General features: G+C 65.6%; 15 protein-coding genes. 14 read left to right on the top strand and 1 reads right to left on the bottom strand.

Going from position 1 to position 18,720, the window contains the following annotated elements; translation table 11 throughout:
* From J5M73_RS01095 to J5M73_RS01045, 11 genes are all read left to right on the top strand, one after another.
* Positions 1-798, top strand: a complete 798-nt coding sequence (locus J5M73_RS01095; RefSeq protein WP_102862341.1) for an SDR family oxidoreductase — start codon at positions 1-3, stop codon at positions 796-798.
* Positions 791-2,473, top strand: coding sequence for a thiamine pyrophosphate-binding protein (locus J5M73_RS01090; RefSeq protein WP_102862342.1), 1,683 nt, complete (start codon positions 791-793; stop codon positions 2,471-2,473). The genes J5M73_RS01095 and J5M73_RS01090 overlap by 8 nt, the downstream gene beginning before the upstream one ends.
* Before the next feature lie 10 nt (positions 2,474-2,483).
* Positions 2,484-3,287, top strand: a complete 804-nt coding sequence (locus tag J5M73_RS01085; RefSeq protein ID WP_102862343.1) for an aspartate dehydrogenase — start codon at positions 2,484-2,486, stop codon at positions 3,285-3,287.
* A 113-nt stretch (positions 3,288-3,400) separates the two neighbouring features.
* Entirely contained in the window at positions 3,401-4,897 is a 1,497-nt protein-coding gene (locus J5M73_RS01080) for an aldehyde dehydrogenase (protein WP_102862344.1), read from the top strand.
* The gene (locus J5M73_RS01075; RefSeq protein ID WP_102862345.1) at positions 4,894-5,859 is read left to right on the top strand and encodes a VOC family protein; all 966 of its coding nucleotides are present in this window, start codon (positions 4,894-4,896) and stop codon (positions 5,857-5,859) included. The genes J5M73_RS01080 and J5M73_RS01075 overlap by 4 nt, the downstream gene beginning before the upstream one ends.
* A gap of 27 nt (positions 5,860-5,886) precedes the next feature.
* Complete coding sequence (locus tag J5M73_RS01070) at positions 5,887-6,114, top strand: recombinase-like helix-turn-helix domain-containing protein (RefSeq protein WP_102862346.1); 228 nt, start codon at positions 5,887-5,889, stop codon at positions 6,112-6,114.
* A 21-nt stretch (positions 6,115-6,135) separates the two neighbouring features.
* Positions 6,136-7,170, top strand: coding sequence for an aromatic ring-hydroxylating dioxygenase subunit alpha (locus J5M73_RS01065; protein WP_115581240.1), 1,035 nt, complete (start codon positions 6,136-6,138; stop codon positions 7,168-7,170).
* Between the two features lie 58 nt (positions 7,171-7,228).
* Positions 7,229-8,188, top strand: a complete 960-nt coding sequence (locus J5M73_RS01060) for a PDR/VanB family oxidoreductase (RefSeq protein WP_102862348.1) — start codon at positions 7,229-7,231, stop codon at positions 8,186-8,188.
* A 324-nt stretch (positions 8,189-8,512) separates the two neighbouring features.
* Complete coding sequence (locus tag J5M73_RS01055; protein WP_102862349.1) at positions 8,513-9,742, top strand: hypothetical protein; 1,230 nt, start codon at positions 8,513-8,515, stop codon at positions 9,740-9,742.
* 448 nt (positions 9,743-10,190) lie between these two features.
* Positions 10,191-11,630 (top strand): alanine/glycine:cation symporter family protein, encoded by a 1,440-nt coding sequence (locus tag J5M73_RS01050; protein ID WP_102862350.1) that lies wholly within the window; start codon positions 10,191-10,193, stop codon positions 11,628-11,630.
* Positions 11,631-11,734: 104 nt separating this feature from the next.
* A complete protein-coding gene (locus tag J5M73_RS01045; RefSeq protein WP_102862351.1) occupies positions 11,735-12,736 on the top strand; it encodes an asparaginase in 1,002 nt (333 codons plus the stop codon).
* 72 nt (positions 12,737-12,808) lie between these two features.
* On the opposite strand, the gene J5M73_RS01040 is transcribed toward J5M73_RS01045, so the two are convergent.
* Positions 12,809-13,354, bottom strand: coding sequence for a hypothetical protein (locus J5M73_RS01040; RefSeq protein ID WP_102862352.1), 546 nt, complete (start codon positions 13,352-13,354; stop codon positions 12,809-12,811).
* A 197-nt stretch (positions 13,355-13,551) separates the two neighbouring features.
* On the opposite strand from J5M73_RS01040, the gene J5M73_RS01035 reads away from it, so the two are divergent.
* The 3 genes from J5M73_RS01035 (at position 13,552) to J5M73_RS01025 (ending at position 18,562) form a co-directional block, all read left to right on the top strand.
* A complete protein-coding gene (locus J5M73_RS01035) occupies positions 13,552-14,544 on the top strand; it encodes an AraC family transcriptional regulator (RefSeq protein WP_102862353.1) in 993 nt (330 codons plus the stop codon).
* A 197-nt stretch (positions 14,545-14,741) separates the two neighbouring features.
* On the top strand, positions 14,742-16,538 hold the full coding sequence (locus J5M73_RS01030; RefSeq protein WP_243433637.1) for an ankyrin repeat domain-containing protein: 1,797 nt from the start codon (positions 14,742-14,744) through the stop codon (positions 16,536-16,538).
* Positions 16,539-16,648: 110 nt separating this feature from the next.
* Positions 16,649-18,562, top strand: coding sequence for an ankyrin repeat domain-containing protein (locus tag J5M73_RS01025; RefSeq protein ID WP_102862534.1), 1,914 nt, complete (start codon positions 16,649-16,651; stop codon positions 18,560-18,562).
* Positions 18,563-18,720: the final 158 nt, after the last annotated feature.

Below are 18,720 nucleotides of genomic sequence, written 5' to 3'. Positions count from 1 at the left end.
ATGAGCCTTTATCAACTGCAAGGCCGCACGGCCATCGTCACTGGCGGCTCCTCGGGCATCGGCCTGGCCTGCGTCGAACTGCTGCTGCAGGCTGGCGCCAAGGTGGCCTTCTGTGGCCGCGATCCGGGCCGCCTGCAAGCGGCGGAACACAGCCTGCGCGAACGTTTCCCCGAGGCGCAGCTGCTGGCGCGGGTCTGCGATGTGCTCGATGCCGACGCCATGGAGGCCTTCGCCAGCGCCAGCCTGAAAGCCCTGGGCCCGGCCAGCGTACTGGTCAACAACGCCGGGCAAGGCCGGGTGTCGACCTTCGCCGACACCAGCGCCGCGGCCTGGAGCGAAGAGTTCAACCTCAAGTTGTTCTCGGTGATCAACCCGGTGCACGCCTTCAAGCCCCAGCTCGATGGCCAGCCCGCAGCGGCAATCGTCTGCGTCAACTCGCTGCTGGCGCGCCAGCCAGAACCACACATGGTGGCCACGTCCGCGGCCCGCGCCGGGGTGCTGAATCTGGTGCGCTCATTGGCCAGCGAGTTCGCCGCCGATGGCATCCGGGTCAACGGCATCCTCTTGGGCCTGGTGGAGTCTGGGCAATGGCGCCGGCGCTTCGAAGCCCGGGAGGAGCGCCACCTCGACTGGATGCAGTGGACCGCCCAACTGGCCCAGCGCAAACAGATTCCCCTGGGACGCCTGGGCCTGCCGATCGAGGCAGCTCAAGCCATCCTGTTCCTGGCCTCGCCTCTAAGCGCTTACACCACGGGCAGCCATATCGATGTTTCCGGAGGCCTCTGCCGCCATGCGTAATGAACCAATGGTCACCGTCGGAGCGGTCATCACCGCCTTTCTCGAACAGTGCGACGTCAAGGCCGCCTTTGGCGTGATCTCGATCCACAACATGCCGATCCTCGATGCCTTCGCGGTGCGCGGCAATATCCGCTTCGTCATGGCCCGGGGCGAAGCCGGGGCGGCCAACATGGCCGACGCCTATGCCCGGGCCAGCGGCGGCCTGGGGGTGTGCCTGACCTCCACCGGCACCGCGGCAGGCAATGCTGCCGGCGCCCTGGTCGAAGCCTTGACCGCCGGCACGCCCTTGCTGCACCTGACCGGGCAGATCGAAACCCCCTACCTGGACCAGGAACTGGCCTACATCCACGAAGCCCGGGACCAGCTGAGCATGCTCAAGGCGGTGTCCAAAGCGGCCTTCCGGGTGCGCAGCGTGGAAACCGCCCTGAGTACCCTGAAGCTGGCGGTGCAGACCGCCCTGACCGCGCCCAGCGGGCCGGTGAGTGTGGAAATCCCCATCGACATCCAGTCGACCCTGATCCCCATGCCCACGGACCTCTCGCCCTTGCCAGTGGCCGTGGCGGTGCCCGCCGCCGAGGCCCTGGACCAACTGGCCGAACGCCTGGCGCAAGCCCGTCGGCCGCTGCTCTGGCTGGGCGGCGGGGCGCGGCACGCCGGGCCTCAGGTCAAGCGCTTGATGGACCTGGGGCTGGGGATCATCACCTCGACCCAGGGCCGGGGCGTGGTCAACGAGGACGATGAACGCTGCCTTGGCGCCTTCTCGCAGAACAAACAGGTCGAGCAGTTCCTGCAAAGCTGCGACGCGCTGCTGATCGCCGGCTCACGCCTGCGCAGCAACGAGACCTTCAAGTACAGCCTGAAGCTGCCCCACAACACGTTGCGCATCGACGCCAACCCGGCCATCGAAGGCCGCAGCTACCCCAGCGAGCTGTTTGTCTGTGGCGATGCCGCCCTGGCCCTGGAAGGCCTGGCCGACCGCCTTGAAGGACGCCTGCACGGCGACCCGGAGTTCCTCGCTGAACTCAAGGCGGTGCGCGCCGCCTCGCGCCAGCAGTTGCTGGCGGACCTGGGGCCCTACTCGGCCATGGTCGAGCAGTTGCAGACCCACACTGGCCGCGACTTCACCTGGGTGCGCGACGTGACCCTGTCCAACAGCCTCTGGGGCAACCGCCTGCTGACCCTCTATCACCCGCGCTGCGGCATCCACGCCCTGGGCGGCGGTATCGGCCAGGGCCTGGCCATGGGCATCGGCGCCGCCGTTGCCGCAGCGGTCAATGCGCCGCAGCGCAAGGTCTTTGCCCTGGCCGGCGACGGCGGTTTCATCCTCAACCTGGGTGAGCTGGCGACCCTGGTCCAGGAGCGCGTCAACCTGGTGATCCTGCTGATGAACGACCAGCGCTACGGGGTCATCCGCAACATCCAGGACGCGGTCTACGGCAGCCGTCACTGCTACGTCGACCTGCACACACCGGACTACAGCAAGCTCGCCGAATCCATTGGCCTGCGTCACGGCCGGGTCAGCGACCTCAAGGATTTCGGCGCCCTGCTGGACCGCGCCCAGAGCGAGCCCGGCCCCTTCCTGCTGGAGGTGGACATGCTCAGCGTCGGCAACTTCGCCACCGCGTTCGCCGGGCCGCCCAACAGCGAAACCCAAGCCCAGAAAGCCAATGCCTGAGGAATGCGCCATGTTGCACATCACCATGATCGGCTGCGGGGCCATTGGCCTCGGCGTACTGGAACTGCTGGAACAGGACCGGCAACTGCGGGTGGACCGGGTAATCGTTTCGCCCGGCTCCGAAGCCGCCGCCCGTCAGCGCCTGGCCCGCTTCCAGCATCCACCCCAGGTGCTCAGCGCCCTGCCAGCCGAGGCTCGGCCCGACCTGCTGCTGGAATGCGCCGGCCACCAGGCCCTGGAGGAACACGTACTGCCCGCGCTGGAACGGGGCATCGCCTGCCTGATCGTCTCGGTGGGCGCGCTCTCGCAGCCGGGCCTGGTGGAGCGCCTGGAAGCCGCGGCCGAGCGCGGCCGAACCCGTATCGAGCTGCTGCCGGGGGCCATCGGCGGCATCGACGCGCTGTCGGCGGCCAAGGTCGGCGGCCTGGACTCGGTGGACTACACCGGGCGCAAACCGGCCCGGGCCTGGAAAAACACCCCTGGCGAACAGGCCTGCGACCTGGAGCGCATCAGCCAAGCCACGGTGATTTTCCAGGGCAGCGCCCGGGAAGCCGCGCGGCTGTACCCGAGGAACGCCAACGTCGCCGCCACCCTGTCCCTGGCCGGGATCGGCCTGGACCGAACCCGGGTGACGCTGATCGCCGACCCCCACAGTGACGAGAACGTCCACCAGTTCCAGGCCCGAGGTGCCTTTGGCGGCTTTGAACTGAGCCTGCGGGGCAAGCCGTTGGCGGCCAATCCCAAGACGTCGGCACTGACCGTCTACAGCGTGATCCGGGCCCTGGGCAACCACGCCCACGGCCTATCCATATGAGTAAGAGCAGCGCCAAGCGTTGAGCTACAAGCGGCAAGTCAAAGCGCACGCAGCGCTCTTGCCGTCACTTGTAGCTTGCGGCTTGCAGCTTGCAGCTTGCAGCTGAGGTTTTTATGAACGTCGAGCAGTCGTTACCCATTTGCATTGCCGGTGATTGGCGCCTGGGCCGTGGAGCCCGCTATGCCAGCCGCTACCCCGCCACCAACGAGGTGGTGGCCTGGCTCAATGCCGCCGATCTGCAGGATGTCGAGGAGGCGGTGCAGGGCGCCCACCAGGCGTTTCTGCACAGCGGCTGGGCCCAGCGCAAACCCCATGAGCGGGCGGCGGTGCTGCTGCGCATCGCCGGGCTGATCCGTGAGCGCAGCGAGGAGCTGGCGCAGTTGCAACGCCAGGACAACGGCAAGCCGATCAATGAAACCCGGGCTCTGGTGGCCAGTGCGGCTGCGACCTTTCAGTTCTTCGCCGCCGCCTGCGAAACCCTGGAAGAAACCATCACCCCATCCCGGGGGGATTTCGTCAGCCTGAGCGTCTACGAACCCATGGGCGTGATCGCCGCGATCACCCCCTGGAATTCGCCCATCGCCAGTGAGGCGCAGAAGATCGCGCCGGCCCTGGCGGCCGGCAATGCGGTGGTGGTCAAACCGGCGGAAATCACCCCGCTGCTGGCCCTGCAGCTGGCGCGCATCTGTGACGACGCCGGGCTGCCCAAGGGGCTGGTCAGCGTCCTGCCGGGCAAGGGCTCGCTGCTGGGGGACGCCCTGACCCGCCACCCACTGGTGAAAAAGGTCTCGTTCACCGGTGGCACCCGCACTGGCAAGCACATCGCCCACATCGCCGCCGACAAGATGATGCCGGTGTCCCTGGAGCTGGGCGGCAAGTCGCCGACCATCGTGCTCGACGACGCCGACCTTGACCACGCCGTGGCCGGGGTGTTGTACGGCATCTTCAGTTCCTCGGGCGAGGCCTGTATCGCCGGGTCGCGGCTGTTTGTCGCCCGGCGCCTGTACCAGCCGTTCATGGACCGGCTGGTGGACGCGGCGAGCCGGCTGCGGGTCGGCGACCCGGCGCACGAGCGCACCCAGATGGGGCCGTTGATCAGCGCCGAGCATCGCCAGTCGGTGGAGCGTTATGTGGCCCTGGGCCTGGCCGCTGGCGGCTGCCTGCGCCTGGGCGGAGAACGCCTGGCGGGAGCGGCCTACGAGCGTGGCTTCTACTACCCGCCGACCATCCTCGAAGGCCTGCACAACCGGCAGCAGGTGTGCCAGGAAGAGATCTTCGGCCCAGTGCTGGTGGCCCTGCCCTTCGAGGATGAAGCGCAGTTGCTGGAACAGGCCAACGACAGCCTGTATGCCCTCGCGGCCGGGATCTGGAGCCGCGACTACAAGCGCGCCTGGGCCCTGGGCCGCAAGCTCCAGGCCGGCACGGTGTGGATCAACACCTACAAACAGTTCTCGATTTCCACCCCCTTCGGCGGCTGGCGCGACAGCGGCCTGGGCCGGGAAAAGGGCCGCCTGGGGATCCTGCAGTACATGGAACAGAAGAGCCTCTACTGGGGCATGAATTCACAACCACTGGCCTGGGCCGGTCTGGGCAACGAGGTAGCGCAATGAGTGTTCTGGGCATTGATGAAGTCACTTACGGCGTCGAGGACCTCGACACCTGCGTGCGGTTTTTCCGCGACTGGGGCCTGCAGCAGGTCAGCGCCCGGGCGGATGAGGTGGTCTTTGAAACCCTCAACGGCTGTCGCGTGGTGCTGGCGGACCTGAACCGTCCCGGCCTGCCGCCGGCGATCGAAGCTGGTTCCACGGTGCGCGAAGTGGTCTGGGGCGTGGAAAACGCCGCCGACCTGGCGTTGTACCGCCAGCGCATCGCCAGCGACCCGGGTTTCGTCGAAGCCGACGGGTATATCGGCTGCACCGACCCCAACGGTCTGGCCATCCGCTTGCAGGTGACCCGCAAGCGCGCCCTGGACATCGAGTGCAGTGGCCACAACACCTGGCAGACCAAGGGCCGGATCAACAAGCCGGCGCCGATCTACGAACGCGCCACACCGATCGAGGTCGGCCACGTGGTGTTTTTCGTCAAGGACGTGAACGCCTGCGAAGCCTTCTACAGCGAGCGCTTCGACTTCCAGGCCTCGGACCGCTACCCGGATCGTGGGGCCTTTTTGCGCAGCGCCGAGGAAGGCGGCCATCACGACCTGTTCATGCTGCAACTGCCGGCGCCGCGGGCCGGACTCAACCATGTGGCCTTCACCGTGCGCGATGTGCACGAGGTGTTTGGCGGCGGCATGCACATTTCCCGTTGCGGCTGGAGCACGGAAATCGGCCCGGGCCGGCACCCGGTGTCGTCGGCGTTCTTCTGGTACTTCAAGAACCCCGCCGGGGCCCTGGTGGAGTACTACGCCGACGAGGACCAACTGACCGGGCAATGGCAGCCCCGCAGCTTCGAGCCCGGGCCCACGGTGTTCGCCGAATGGGCGATTGCCGGTGGCATCGACGGCCACACCCGGCGCCAGCCACACGTCGAGGCGCCCCAGGGCAAATTTCTCACTGATAAACCCAAAGCCTGAGCAGCCCCCGTAAAGGAGACCCATGACATGACCGCCCGCGCACCCTATCTGGAGCCGCATCAGGCTCGTAAACGTCCCAGTACGCCCTTCGAGGATCTGCTGGGCGACGCCATCGAACGTGCCTTCGGCAACGGCATCAGCGAACTGCCGGCCCTGCTGGCGCACCTCGACCAGGCAGGCCCACCCTGCCCGCTGACCCATGGCAAGTGGACAGCGGATGCCTATAAAACCCTCATGGCTCGATTGGGCGAATGACCCGTCGGAGGACAATAAGAAATGAACCTGCAACTGACCGTCGATCCTGTTGAGCAACACCTGGCCAATGGCCTGAAAGACCTGTGGTTTCCCGTGCTGCCGTCGGAGCACCTGGGGGACAAGCCCGTGTCCATCCGCCGCCTGGGCTACAAGATCGCCCTGTGGCGCGACAACGATGGCCGCGTCCATGCCCTGGAGGACCACTGCCCGCACCGTGGCGCGCCGCTGTCCCAGGGCCCGGTGCTGGGCGATCGCCTGCAATGCCCTTATCACGGCATCGAAGTGCGCTGCGACGGCACCGTGCTCAAGGTGCCCGGCAGCCCCGGGTGCAAGCTTGAAGGCAGCCGGCCGACGCGGATGTTCCATACCCGTGAAGCGGCCGGGGCGATCTTCCTGTTCAACGCCAGCGATCCCCATCTGGAGCAGGCGCCGGAGTTGGTGCTGCCGGAGCAACTGACTGATCCCGAATGGAGCCACTTCCTCTGCTACACCGAGTGGCAAGGCGACTACCGCTATGTGCTGGACAACGTCATGGACCCGATGCACGGCACCTATCTGCACAAGATGTCCCACTCGATGAGCGAAGGCGAGGCCACCGCGCGCTTCGTCACCCGCGACACCGACCAGGGCTTTTTCTTCGAGAAGGAAGGCCAACGCGGGGTCAACTTCGACTGGACCGAATTCCTCGACAACGGCTGCCACTGGCTGCGCCTGGAAATTCCCTACCCGAAAACCGGCGGCCCGGGAGGCAACTTCACCATCATCGGCAGTTACACCCCCAGCAGTCGCGCCCTGGCGGCGGTGTTCCACTGGCGCTGCCGGCCGCTGACCGGCTGGCAGCGCGACACCTGGCGGTTCCTCTACAAGAACCGCCTGGAAGCGCGTCACTGGGCAGTGCTGGAGCAGGACCGGGTGCTGCTGGAGTTCATGGAGGCTGACGCCAACCAGCGGGAGAACCTCTACCAGCACGACCTGGGAGTGGTGCGCCTGCGGCGCTACTTGAAGAACGCCGCCAAGGCCCAGCTGGAACTGATCGACGCCAAGCAACTGGCGTGAACCTGACCGGCAGGGGTCGGCTCGACCCCTGCCGGCGCTGTCTTGAAAGAGGTGAATGATGGGCACATCCCCGCTCCTCAAGGCCCGTGTGCAAAGCCTGCACTATGAAGCCGAGGGCATCATCAGCGTCGAACTGCGGCCCTTGGGCGACACCCGGTTCCCGGACTTCGAGGCCGGCGCCCATATCGATTTGCACCTGGCCAACGGCCTGGTGCGCAGCTATTCGCTGCTCAATGCCCCTGGCGATCCGGGGCATTACCGGGTGGGCATCCTGCGTGATCGCAACAGTCGCGGCGGCTCGGAGTACGTCCATAGCCAGCTGCGGGTGGGCATGGCGTTGTCGATCTCGGCGCCGCGTAACAACTTTGCCCTCGATCTGGCTGCCGAGCACAGCGTGCTGGTAGCCGGCGGCATCGGCATCACGCCGATCTACTGCATGTTCCGCCAACTGCTGGCCCTGGGAAAATCCGCCGAGCTGATCTACTGCGCCCGCTCGCGCCAGGAAGCGGCGCTGGTGGCCAGCCTCGACAGCCTCGGAGCCCCGGTGCGTTACCACTTCAACGACGAGCAGGGCCTGCCGCCGGATCTGGGGGACTACCTGACCGGCTACCCCGGCGACACCCATTTCTATTGCTGTGGCCCGACGCCGATGCTCGATGCCTTTGAAAGCACCTGTGAACGCCTGGGCTACGTTCACAGCCATGTCGAGCGCTTCAGCGCCGGCGAAATCGCGGCCAGCGCCGACGCCCGGAGCCACTACAGCGTGGAGCTGAAAAGGTCGGGACGGACCCTGGCAGTGGCCCCAGGCCTGAGCCTGTTACAGGTGCTGCTGGAGGCCGGTTGCGACATCGACCACAGCTGCCGCGAAGGGGTTTGCGGCTCCTGCGAGACCCGGGTCCTGGAAGGCGAGGTTGACCACCGCGACGGGGTCCTGAGCAAGGCCGAACGGGCGGCCAACCGTTCGATGATGGTCTGTGTCTCAGGCTGCAAGAGCCAGCGCCTGGTGCTGGATCTGTAAACCTCGCTGTTGCAGGAATTGGGGCCGGTCCTGGGGATCGGCCTTTTTTGCCCGCCTCTTTGCCGGCAGCCCGGCTCCTGATCACGCCGCTCATCGGTTCGCCCATAAAACACCCTGCCCGCGTAATACCCCCAAGGTGCAATAAAGACGCACCGGGCAAGGCCCCCTGTTACCTCTGTAACCCGCTGTTCCAAGGGTTGTACAAGGGAGCCTTGTTTCTCATATAAACCATTGATTTAAAAGTATTTTCTCATAATAAAACAGCGTGGCGACTGGCATGGTTTCTGCTCTTGCCCTCCTCAATTCATTAAGGAGGAGATCAAGATGAAGCGTCACGCTCTGGGTGCCAGCCTGCTAGTGATCAGTTGCGCCGGTTTCGCCGTTGAACCGGTGCCTTCCGAACCGGTGCGCGCCAACGCCGCCAACAAGCCATTCCCGCATGTTTCCTGGCGCAGCACGGACGGCGACAGCAGCCTGGACATCGGCGGCGCCCTGCGCCTGAATTATCGCGACGAGCATTGGCAGACCACGGAAAACAACGGCCGCCTGCTGTTCGACACCTTCCGCCTGGATATCCAGGCCAGCCACAAACAGTTCTATGGCGACCTGGGCTACTGGTTCCAGGATGACGGCAAGCGCGCCATCGACCGGGGCTTCGTCGGCTATCGGCTGAACAGTCAATCGACCCTGCAACTGGGAGCGCCCTTCAAACCCTTTGGCCTGGAGCCCTACCCGCAATTCGGCTGGAGCTATCACATCCCGTTTTTTCTCGGCTACGGCTCCAGCAGCGCCAGTGGCTTGAAGTACAGCCACAAGGACCAAGGCTGGGATGTGCAACTGGCGTACTTCCCGCGGATGCTGCCCAGTGACCTTCGTTTCTCACCAGAGGTCGGCCGCTACGTCGACCTCAAGGACAATGCCATCGCCGCCGTGCAATCGCGCCAAGACAACGAAAAACGCAACCAGGTCAACGCCCGGCTGGCCAGGACCTTCAGCGTCGACGACTGGAAGACCGAGCTTGGCGTGTCGCTCGCCACCGCCCAGCTGTACAACGCCAGCACCCGGGACAACGGCGACTACTGGGCCGCGGGGCTGCACGCGGTGATCAATCATGGTCCCTGGACCCTGACCAGCCAGGCCATCCGCTACCAGTTCGACCCGCAAAACCCCAATGGCGTCAGCAAGCATTCGGTGTTGATGGGCGGCAACGGCCTGACCCCGGCCTACCTGATCGCCTCCCGGGCCAGCGTGGCCTCGCTGAACCTGGGGTACGACATCGACACTCCTGGGCTTGGGCAACTCAAGCGGATCAAGCTGTACAACGACTACAGCCACATGCGCAAAGACCAACAAGGTTGGGACGACTCGCAGATGTACACCGTTGGCGCGCAGTTCCTGGCACTGCCGGTGATGGCCTGGCTGGACCTGACCTGGGCCAGGAACGCCAACCCTTACGGCGGTGCCGAGAATGGCAGCGGCTTCACCAGCACCACCTCCAGCGGCAGCAACCAGTGGTATTACCGGACCAATATCAACATCGGCTACTACTTCTGATCCCACGCTCCGTAGAAGCCGGCTGGCCGGCGAACAGGGCTTCAAGACGGACACCGCTCAAGCGGCCCCCTTCGCTGGCCAGCCAGCTCCTACGGTTGGCAACGGTATCGCGGGGATGATACGGGCCCCTTGGAGCCTCTGTTCGCGGGATTTTCCGGGCAGGACAAGAACCGTTTCAGCCCACCGCCGGCACTGCCGTTCCTCGGCTCGACACGCAACATGCAGACGGCGAGCCCGCGCACCGGTATAGTGCGCCCCCTCTTCACGTGGACAGCCGTCGGTAACGAGGCTCAACCCCACGGGAAACCCGAACTAATAACAACCCGCGAAATATAGAACCGGGACGAACGCTCGCCCCACCGCCTTGCCGTGCGTGCAATCAGCGGTGTAACTGAATGTTTCCGTCCGTTCTGCTTTTGCCTACACAAAAAACAGCGAGGAATAATCCATGCTCGAAGTCATCAACGACTTCCTCTCAGGGAAAGTGCTGATCGTGCTCATTGTCGGGCTCGGCAGCTACTTCACGATCCGCTCGCGTTTCGTTCAATTGCGCCACTTCCTCCATATGTTCGCGGTGTTCCGCGACAGCCTGAAAAGCAGCGGCGGCCAGCTCAGCTCGTTCCAGGCGCTGATGCTCAGCCTCGCTGGCCGGGTCGGCGCGGGCAACATCGCCGGCGTCGGCATCGCCGTGACCCTGGGCGGCCCTGGCGCGGTGTTCTGGATGTGGGTGACCGCGCTGGTCGGCATGTCCAGCAGCTTCTTCGAGTGCACCCTGGCCCAGGTCTACAAGCGCGCCGACGGCGACGGCCTGTACCGCGGCGGCCCGGCCTACTACATCCAGCACGGCCTGAAGCTCAAGGGCATGGCGGTGGTGTTCTCGATCCTGCTGCTGGTCACCTACGGCTTCGCCTTCATCGGCCTGCAGTCCTACACCGTGACGCACTCGCTGCAGGACGCCTTTGCCTTTGACCCACGCCACACTGGCATCGTCCTGGCGGTGCTGCTGGCCATCACCTTCATCGGCGGCATCAAGCGCATCGCCGCGGTGTCCGACCTGCTGGTCCCGATCAAGACCCTGGCCTACATCGCCGTGACCCTGTACGTGATCGGCACCCAGATCGAACACGTGCCGGCCATGCTGGAAACCATCATCAAGAGCGCCTTCGGCCTCGACCCGGCCTTCGCTGGCCTGCTGGGCAGCGCCATCGTCATGGGCGTGAAACGTGGCGTGTTCGCCAACGAAGCGGGCCTGGGCAGCGCGCCGAACGTGGCCGCCGTGGCCGCCGTGAAGCACCCGGGCGCCCAGGGCGTGGTCCAGGCCTTCAGCGTGTTCCTCGACACCTTCGTGATCTGCACCTGCACCGCGCTGCTGATCCTGCTGTCGGGCTTCTACACCCCGGGCTTCGAAGGCGACGGCATCGTCCTGACCCAGAACTCGCTGGCCGCCGTGGTCGGTGACTGGGGCCGCCTGTTCGTCAGTGTCGCGCTGTCGTTGTTCGTCTTCACCTGCATCCTCTACAACTACTACCTGGGCGAGAACAGCCTGCAGTTCCTCACCCGCAACCGCACTGTGTTGATGCTGTTCCGCGGCCTGGTGCTGGCGCTGGTGGTCTGGGGTTCGATGCAGGACCTTACAACCGTGTTCGCCTTCGCCGACATCACCATGACCTGCCTGGCCTTCGTCAACCTGGTGGCCCTGGCCATGCTGTTCAAGGTCGGCCTGCGGGTGATGCGCGACTACGACGAGCAGCGCCGCGCCGGTGTCGACCAGCCGGTGTTCGACTCGCGCAAGTTCGCCGATCTGGACCTGGACCTGAAGGCCTGGCCTGCCGAATCTTCGGCCGTCACCCAGGCCGAGCCGCAAGGCGTGCCCGCAGCGCAACGCTGACGGGTGAACGACGGGCGCATCCTCTGCACCCGTCGGTTACAGTGCGATAAATGTGCGAGCGGGCTTGCCCGCTCCCACAGGAACTCACCGTTTCGGAGAATCCCATGAACCCTTCGACCTACCCTGCCGCCCAGCACGTCATGGTGCTCTACACCGGTGGCACCATCGGCATGCAGGCCAGCGCCGACGGCCTGGCCCCGGCGTCCGGTTTCGACGTGCGCATGCGCGCCTACCTCGACAGCCAGCCCGAACTGGTGGTGCCGGCCTGGCGCTTTCGCGAGATGGCGCCGCTGATCGACAGCGCCAACATGACCCCCGACTACTGGCAGCGCCTGCGTGCAGCGGTGGTCGAAGCCGTGGATCAGGGTTGCGACAGCGTGCTGATCCTCCATGGCACCGACACCCTGGCCTACAGCGCCGCCGCCATGAGCTTCCAGTTGCTGGGGCTGCCGGCGCGGGTGCTGTTCACCGGCTCGATGCTGCCGGCCGGTGTGCCTGACAGCGACGCCTGGGAAAACCTCAGTGGCGCCCTGTTGGCCCTGGGCCAGGGCCTGGCACCGGGGGTGCACCTGTACTTCCACGGCGAGCTGCTGGCGCCGACCCGCTGCGCGAAAATCCGCAGTTTCGGCCGTCACCCGTTCGCCGCCCTGCAACGCAATGGCGGCGGCGCCAAGGCCGAAGCGCTTCCTGCTGCGCTGGACTACCGCCAGGCCAAGCAACTGGCCAAGGTCGGTGTGTTGCCGCTGTTCCCCGGCATCGGCGCCGAGCTGCTGGACGGCGTGCTCGACAGCGGCATCCAGGCCCTGGTCCTGGAATGCTTCGGCAGCGGCACCGGGCCCAGCGACAACCCGGCGTTCCTGGCCAGCCTCAAGCGCGCACAGGAGCAAGGCATCGTCGTGGTGGCGGTGACCCAGTGCCATGAAGGCGGTGTGGATCTGGACATCTACGAAGCCGGCAGCCGCCTGCGCGGCGTGGGCGTGCTGTCCGGTGGCGGCATGACTCGCGAAGCGGCGTTCGGCAAGCTCAATGCGCTGCTCGGTGCCGGGCTGGAAAGCGCCGAAGTGCGGCGCCTGGTCGAACTCGATCTGTGTGGCGAGTTGAGCTGAAGCTCGCGCTCGGGAGCCGGTGGCTACTGCGGTAGCTGCCGGCTCGACGACGAGCAGAGGGTGGCTGTCAGGTTACTTTTTGACCGCGTAATCCTGGCCCCAGACCCGCACCGAACTCGAGCTCTCGATCGGCCCTTCAAACACGAACTTCTGCCGCACTGCCGCCTTGGCCGGGATGGTGACTTCGTCCGGGTTGTCGAGGCTGACAGTCAGATTGTTGGCGTAACCGTCCTGGTCGATCGCCAGCAGGGCGCCGGTCTGCTTGAGGTTGATCAGTCGCAACTGGCTGTCGCTGCTGTTCTTGAAACCCAGAGTGACGTTGAAGCTGTCGCCGACGGCTTCGGTTTTCAATACCTGGACATCGACGCGGCCTTTCATTTGCTCACGGGAGGAAATGATCGAGGCACCGTCGACGCCTTGCGCCGATTGGCGACCATCGAGCACACCTTCGCTGACGCCGCCCAAGAGGTTCTTGCCTGCCGAAATGGCTGATGAGACGGCTGACTTGGCAGAGTCCTTGATGGTGCTTTCGCTGCCTGGCTCAGCCTCGGCCAGGCACAGCGAACTCAGGAGCAAGCCGGAGACCAGAAGCAGGGAACGCGCAGGGATGAGGGTCATACATAGTCCTTTATCGAGGTTGCTGCACCGCCACTTCAGGCGATGAATGGCAGGCAGGTTGCACCAATCAAGCGCCAAGTCACTAGCCACACAACGCTCGGAATGCCCCATGCAGCGGGCCGGCAAACCGCAGGTCTGATCGCGGGCGGCATGCAACTTGCTCCGATTAAGGGTCTTCCCCTGGCTGGAATCTGCGCATGCTGCACTCGCACCTCACCACCCTCAACGCCGTTTCCCTGGTGCTCAACACCTTCAAGGAACAGGGCCAGGACAGTGAAGCCCTGTTGGCCGGCAGCGGGATAAACCCCGCCGACCTGAGCCGCGCCGACACCCGCATCACCACCAATCAAGAGATGCTGGTGTGCGCCAATGCCGTGGCCCTGCAACGGGATATCGGCCTGGAACTGGGCCGGCGCATGCACGTTTCCTCCTACGGCATGCTCGGCTATGCCCTGCTCACCAGTGCCACCTTAGGTGACGCTTTGCGCCTGGCCATGCGCTATCCGGCGCTGTTGGGAACACTTTTCGAACTGAGCCTGGAAGCCGACGGCCCGCGCATCTGGTTCACCGCCGCCGGCTACCGCGAAAGCCCGGCCCTGGCGGCGTTCAATACCGAGTTCTGCCTGGTGTCGCTGAAGGTCATCTGCGACGACTTGCTGGGCCACCCCCTGCCGCTGCTGGGGGCGCGCTTCGATTACCCGGCACCGGACTATCAACAGCGCTACCGCGAAGCCTTCGACTGTCCGCTGCAGTTCAACGCCCGCAGCAACGCCTTCGCCTTCGACCAGCAATGGCTCGAACACCCCCTGCCCCTGGCGGATGCCATCACCCACCAGGCCATGGCCGAGCGTTGCCGCAAACAGAACACCGAGTTCACCGGGCGCCAGGCCTGGCTCGGGCGCATCCGCCAGCTGCTGGCAGCGCAACTGGACGCCGCGCCGGGGCTGGAAGGGCTGGCGGAACAGATGAACTGCTCGGCCCGGACCCTGCGCCGCCACCTGCGCGACCTGGGCTGCAGCTATCAGGAGCTGCTGGACGAGCTGCGCTTCGAGCGGGCCAAGCAAATGCTCTGCGAAGACCAGATGCCCATCTACCGGATTGCCGAAGCCCTGGGCTTCAGCGAGACCGCGAGCTTTCGCCATGCCTTCATCCGCTGGAGCGGTGTGGCGCCGAGCCAGTTCCGGCCCTGAGACAAACCCCGGCATAAAGACGCCGATTGCATTACATTGCCGAGCTTTGAAACCGGCAAGGGACTGCAAGCTTGAACCCAATCACAGGCGCCATCGCCCGGCGCATCGGTATTCGCGGGGGGTGCCTGGCGCTGGTGCTGCTAGCCGGCCTCCCCCTCGCCCAGGCCTTCGAGCTGTCCCAAATCCGCTGGTGGGAAATGCAGAGCGACATCCTCCTGGACGATCCGGAAACCGCCACGCTGCAACTCGAACCCTTTGCCCTGCCCGGGCTGGCCCAGGCGCCGGCCCGAGTGATCCTCAGCCAATACCACGGCCTGTTCTATCTCAATGGCTATGCGGATGGGCAGTACCGGCAGCGAGTCTACAAGTCGCCGCCCCTGCCGCTGTTCAACGCCCAGGAACTACAGGCCTGCGTGCCCGAGCAGCGACCCGTTGGGGCCACGGACAACTGGCCGTCGAGCAAGCAGCTGGCATCCGCCCTGAGCCTGACCAAACTGAGTTTCGACTGCCAGAGCCCAGGCTGGGAGTTGAGCAATCGCTATCTGCTGGTGGACAGCCGCGATCCCCAGCGGCCGTTGCTGGCCATCGGTCAGCGCCAGGGCGAGGCACAAATCGACTTCACCCCGCAGCAACCGATCACCCCCGAACTGCAGCAGCAATGGCTGCAAGCCCTGCAGAAGTACCCGAAGCTGCTGGAACCCTTTGACGCCAGCAGCGGCCAGCTGCGCGTCAAGCCCTATGCGCCGCCGCCCAGCGCGGAGCAGGTCTGGACAGAATTTCGCCAGCTGCACACGCAATTGCGCGATGCCAAAGACAAGGCTCCGGGCATCGCCCGGGTGGAAGAGTTCTTCAGCCGTCATGACTTTCGCGCGATCGCCCCCGAGCGCAGTACCTACCCGGGCCTGCTCAACGACATCGCCTATTGGGCCACCGAGGCCGGCCAGTTGCAGAGCGCCCGACCGTGGCTGGCGTACGTGCTGCGTCGCGACCCTGGGCGCATGCCGACCTACCTCAATCTGGCGGACCTGGATTGGCGCCTGTACCAACAGCAGCCCGCAGACACCCGGCACCGGGGCCGGGCCATGGAGAACTATCGGCTGTATTGCGGGCTACGCCTGCAACGCCAGCTTGGGGTCCCCGCCAGGGTCACCCAGCGCCTGGGCCTTGAGGCCCCCAGCGAACCGGCCTGCCAAAGCGCCTGGCCGCTGGTGACAGCGGTGGACCAGGGTGACGCGGGCGAAGTCCGGCGCCTGCTGGAGAAGGGCCTGAGTGGCGACGTGATCGCCGCCGATGGGCGCCCGGCGCTGTTGCACGCCCTGGACAAGCCCGACCTGGACATCGCCCGGCTGTTGCTGGCCCATGGCGCCCGCCCCGATGGCCAGTACAACGGCCGCACCCAGGTGGTCCTGGCCATGCGCCGCGACCTCAAGGACAACCCCGACCTGAACCAGGCCAAGCGCCTGAACTTCCTGCTGCAGGCCGGTGCCGCCATCGATGAGCAGGATGCCCAGGGCGGCACCGCGCTGCAGGAAATGGCGAAAAACCGCGAGGACATCGAGCGCTTCAACTGGCTGCTGCAACACCCCCAGGACCTCGACAAGCGCAGCGGGCCAGACGCGGTAACCGCGCTGTTCCTGGCGCTCAAGGGCGGCAACTACGCCGCCGCCCGGCAACTGGTGGAAGCCGGCGCCAACCTCAACCTGAGCTACGGCCGCGATTCCTGCGCACAGCAGCCGATTCGCGAAAGCCTGCTGATGATCGTCGCCGAACAGGGCTCGCCCGAGGTCATCAATCCCTGGGTCAGCCAGCAAGAGAGCCTGGACATGTTCACCCTGCTGCTGGAAAAAGGCGCCGACCCCAACCTCGGCCGCTACTGCAAGAACAACGGCTACACCTGGCTGCTGGAGATCATGGCCCGACGCAAGCGCGACGACATGCTCAAGGTGCTGCAAAGCTTTGCGCCGCCACCGCCGGCGACGGCGTTTCGCCTTTGAGGCGTGGCGCCGAACCCGCTGAGCCCCCTGAAACAAAGCCCGGCACAACGGCGCCGATTGCATTACATTGCCGAGCTTTCTACCGGCAAGGGACTGCACACGTGAACCTATTGACCGCCATCGCCCGGCGCATCGGCATTCGCGGGCTCGGCCTGGCACTGGCGCTGCTGGCTGGCGCACCCGCCGCCCAGGCCTTCGACCTGGACCTGGGCGCGATCAAATGGTCGGGAATGGCTCGCTACTTCGTCATCGACTACCCGGAAACCGCCACCCTGCAGCTCAAGCCGTTCCCCGTGCCGGGCCTGGAGCGAGTGCCGGCGCGGATCATCCTGACCCAGTACCGCGGGCTGTTCTACCTCAACGCCTATCAGGACCTGAAGTACCAGCAGCGGGTCTACAAATCGCCGCCCATGGCCCTGTTCAGCCCCGAAGAACTGCGGGCCTGTGCGGCCCCGGAGTATCCGGTGCCAGTCGCCGACAACTGGCCCACGAGCAATACCCTGGACACCGGCATCACCCTGACCTCGCTCGACTTCAAGTGCCAGGAGCCCAGCGATTGGCAACTCAGCCGACGCTACCTGCTGATCGACCAGCGCGATCCGCAGCGCCCGCTGCTGGCGATCAGTCACCGCCGGGACCTGACCCAGATGGAGTTCACCCCGCTGCAACCCATCAGCGATGAAACCGGGCGCCAGTGGTTGCAGGCCCTGGAGACATTCCCGCCGTGGTTCCGCCCTTTCACCCAAGGCAGCGGGCCGATCACCGTCAACGCCTTTGTGCCAGCGCCAGCCTCGAACCCGGACAGCATCTGGAAAGAATTCCGCGCGCTGCACGAACAACTGCGCACCGCCAAGGACAAGCAACCGGGCATCAACCGGGTGGAGGACTTCTTCGTCACCCGTGACTTTCGCAGCATCGCCACCGAGCGCCGTGAATACGCCGGCCTGCTCAACGACATCGCCTACTGGACCAGCGAAGCCGGGCACCTGAGAACCGCCCGCCCCTGGCTCAAGGAAGTGCTGCGCCGTGACCCCGGGCGCATGCCGACCTACCTCAACCTGGCGGACCTGGACTGGGCGATCTACCAACAACGCACGCAGGACAACATCCACCAGGGCCGGGCCATCGAGGGTTACCGGGTGTATTGCGGCCTGCGCCTGAAACGCCAGATGAGCATCCCGCCCCGGGTCCTGCAGCGCCTGGGCCTGAACGCCGCCAACCCACAGGCGTGCCAGGGCTTCTGGCCGCTGGTGGACGCGGTGGATGCCGGCGATCTGGCCGAAGTGCAGCGCCTGCTGGCCAGTGGCATCAGCGGCGAGGTCATGGCCGACGATGGTCGCAGCGCCTTGCTGCATGCCCTGGACGCCCCGCGCCTGGACATCGCCCGTCTGCTGCTGGAGCACGGCGCCCACACCAGCGGCCTGTACAACTGGACCACCCTGGCGACCCTGGCCATGCGCCGCGATCTGGGCGACAGCCCCGACCTGAGCCTGGGCGGGCGCCTGAAATTCCTCATCGACGCTGGCGTCGCCCTCGACGAGCCCGACAGCCAGGGCCAGACGCCCCTGATGCAGATGGCCGAGAACAAGCGCAGCCTGCAAGGCTTCACTTGGCTGCTGCAACACCCGCAAAACCTCGACCGGCGCAGAACCGACAATGGTGAAACCGCGCTGTATCGGGCGTTCTCGGGCAACAACTACGAAGCCGTACGACAACTGATAGCCGCTGGTGCCAACCTCAATCTGAGCTACGGCCGTGGCACCTGCTACAACCAGCCCGTCGGCGAGAGCCTGCTGACCCTGGTGGCCGACAAGACTTCCGCCGACGACAAGGCGCCCTACGTCAGCCAGCAGGACACCCTGGAGCTGTTCACCCTTCTGCTGGAAAAAGGCGCCGATCCCAATGTCGGCCAGCACTGCGAGAAAAAGGGCTACGCGCTGTTGCTGGAAGCCATCGCCCGGAACAAACGCGAGGACATGCTCAGAGTGCTGCAGCGCTACGTTCCCGCCCCGCCGGCCGGCTGAACCCCGTGGCGCCCCGCAATGGGGCGCCGCGCCTCTTTAAGGGGCGAATTTCGGTCAAACACTTTGGCCAGATAAATCCCCTTTTGGCCGCTCCTGCCGTTCTCCGAAACCCCGCGCCCCGCAAGACTGTGATCCACCGAATCAGCCTGCGGAGAACA

The sequence above is a fragment of the Pseudomonas sp. 50_B genome (genome assembly GCF_017491625.1).
Lineage (GTDB): Bacteria > Pseudomonadota > Gammaproteobacteria > Pseudomonadales > Pseudomonadaceae > Aquipseudomonas > Aquipseudomonas danubii.
This window is presented reverse-complemented; position numbering and strand designations above follow the sequence as displayed.

Excerpts from the sequence above, each read along its gene's own strand:
- J5M73_RS01095 (WP_102862341.1), top strand. The coding sequence starts at position 1 with ATGAGCCTTTATCAACTGCAAGGCCGCACGGCCATCGTCACTGGCGGC.
- J5M73_RS01090 (WP_102862342.1), top strand. The coding sequence starts at position 791 with ATGCGTAATGAACCAATGGTCACCGTCGGAGCGGTCATCACCGCCTTT.
- J5M73_RS01085 (WP_102862343.1), top strand. The coding sequence starts at position 2,484 with ATGTTGCACATCACCATGATCGGCTGCGGGGCCATTGGCCTCGGCGTA.
- J5M73_RS01080 (WP_102862344.1), top strand. The coding sequence starts at position 3,401 with ATGAACGTCGAGCAGTCGTTACCCATTTGCATTGCCGGTGATTGGCGC.
- J5M73_RS01075 (WP_102862345.1), top strand. The coding sequence starts at position 4,894 with ATGAGTGTTCTGGGCATTGATGAAGTCACTTACGGCGTCGAGGACCTC.
- J5M73_RS01070 (WP_102862346.1), top strand. The coding sequence starts at position 5,887 with ATGACCGCCCGCGCACCCTATCTGGAGCCGCATCAGGCTCGTAAACGT.
- J5M73_RS01065 (WP_115581240.1), top strand. The coding sequence starts at position 6,136 with ATGAACCTGCAACTGACCGTCGATCCTGTTGAGCAACACCTGGCCAAT.
- J5M73_RS01060 (WP_102862348.1), top strand. The coding sequence starts at position 7,229 with ATGGGCACATCCCCGCTCCTCAAGGCCCGTGTGCAAAGCCTGCACTAT.
- J5M73_RS01055 (WP_102862349.1), top strand. The coding sequence starts at position 8,513 with ATGAAGCGTCACGCTCTGGGTGCCAGCCTGCTAGTGATCAGTTGCGCC.
- J5M73_RS01050 (WP_102862350.1), top strand. The coding sequence starts at position 10,191 with ATGCTCGAAGTCATCAACGACTTCCTCTCAGGGAAAGTGCTGATCGTG.
- J5M73_RS01045 (WP_102862351.1), top strand. The coding sequence starts at position 11,735 with ATGAACCCTTCGACCTACCCTGCCGCCCAGCACGTCATGGTGCTCTAC.
- J5M73_RS01040 (WP_102862352.1), bottom strand. The coding sequence starts at position 13,354 with ATGACCCTCATCCCTGCGCGTTCCCTGCTTCTGGTCTCCGGCTTGCTC.
- J5M73_RS01035 (WP_102862353.1), top strand. The coding sequence starts at position 13,552 with ATGCTGCACTCGCACCTCACCACCCTCAACGCCGTTTCCCTGGTGCTC.
- J5M73_RS01030 (WP_243433637.1), top strand. The coding sequence starts at position 14,742 with ATGCAGAGCGACATCCTCCTGGACGATCCGGAAACCGCCACGCTGCAA.